Below are 1,797 nucleotides of genomic sequence, written 5' to 3'. Positions count from 1 at the left end.
GAGGAGTTGACTTAAGTAGTGGATCAAGTGACGACGAAAGATACGAACTATGATGCCAGTCAGATTCAGGTGCTGGAAGGCTTGGAAGCGGTTCGCAAGCGCCCGGGGATGTACATCGGGTCGACTAGCAGCCGTGGATTGCATCACCTGGTTTGGGAGATCGTGGACAATGCAATTGACGAGGCTTTGGCCGGTTATTGCGATGATATTTTGGTTGTCATCCGACCAGACAACTCCGTAGCTGTAACGGACAACGGTCGCGGAATTCCTACCGGGATTCATGAAAAGACCGGGAAGTCCACAGTAGAAACCGTTTTGACTGTACTGCATGCCGGTGGTAAATTTGGCGGCGGTGGATACAAGGTGTCTGGTGGTCTTCACGGTGTAGGTAGCTCAGTTGTGAACGCATTGTCCGAGTGGATGGAAGTTGAAGTCAAGCAAAACGGAAACGTGTACTTCATGCGTTTTAATACGGGTGCGCCTGAGGCGGATCTCGCCATAGTAGGTGAAACTGAGATGACGGGAACAACCGTCACGTTTAAGCCTGACCCGACTATTTTTACCGAAACCACGGAGTTTGAATACGAGATTTTGCAAAAACGGATTCGTGAGCTTGCTTTCCTCAACAAGGGATTGCGGATTACGCTCAAGGATACACGTCCAAACCAGGAGTCGTTCCATTACGAGGGCGGTATTATCCAATTCGTTGAGTATTTGAATAAAAACCGGGAAGCTCTCCATGAAGACGTGATTTATTGCGAGGGAGAAAAAGATGGCATACTGGTCGAGGTAGCCATTCAATACAACGACAGTTATGTCAGCAATATTTACTCTTTTGCCAATAACATCAACACACATGAGGGCGGAACGCATGAGACAGGATTCAAGACAGCCCTGACTCGTGTCATCAATGACTACAGCCGCAAATTCAATTTCCTGAAAGAAAAGGATCCGAACCTTTCCGGGGATGATGTGCGCGAAGGAATTACGGCGATTATCTCCGTCAAGATCCAGGAGCCGCAGTTCGAGGGCCAGACCAAGACCAAACTGGGGAACTCTGAAGCACGCAGCATCACGGAATCCGTATTTGGCGATCGCTTTAACACCTTTATGGAGGAAAACCCGGGCGTTGCCAAAAAGGTCGTGGAAAAAGCGCTCATGGCTTCGAGAGCACGTGAAGCGGCGCGTAAGGCACGGGAGATGACCAGACGAAAAAGCGCACTGGAAGTAAGCGCGTTGCCGGGAAAACTGGCAGACTGCTCTTCCAAGGACGCTTCCGAATCTGAATTGTTTATCGTAGAGGGAGACTCTGCGGGGGGTTCAGCAAAGTCGGGGCGCGACCGTCATTTCCAGGCGATCCTGCCTCTTCGCGGAAAAGTGTTGAACGTAGAAAAATCGCGCTTGGATAAAATTTTGTCCAACAACGAGATTCGGACGATCATCACTGCGCTTGGTACAGGGATTGGCGAAGATTTTGATATTACGAAAGCGCGCTACCATAAGGTCGTCATCATGACGGATGCGGACGTAGACGGTTCCCACATTCGTACATTGCTCTTGACGTTCTTCTATCGCTACATGCGTCAATTGATCGAAGCAGGCTATATTTATATTGCCCAGCCCCCTCTGTACAGTATCAAGCAGGGCAAACAACTGCATTACGCCTACACCGATCAGCAACGTGACGAGATCCTTGCCACGCTGAAAACAACACCGAAGCCCGGCATCCAACGTTATAAAGGATTGGGTGAAATGAACGCGGACCAATTGTGGGAAACCACGATGGACCCTGAACAT

The 1,797-nt window shown here is 49.7% G+C and carries 1 protein-coding gene; it reads left to right on the top strand.

The window, feature by feature from the left end:
- Positions 1-27 precede the first annotated feature (27 nt).
- A partial coding sequence (gyrB, locus tag EDM52_RS24265; RefSeq protein ID WP_420866963.1) for a DNA topoisomerase (ATP-hydrolyzing) subunit B occupies positions 28-1,797 on the top strand: 1,770 nt, incomplete at its 3' end.

Source organism: Brevibacillus invocatus (assembly GCF_003710915.1).
GTDB lineage: Bacteria > Bacillota > Bacilli > Brevibacillales > Brevibacillaceae > Brevibacillus > Brevibacillus invocatus.
This window is presented reverse-complemented; position numbering and strand designations above follow the sequence as displayed.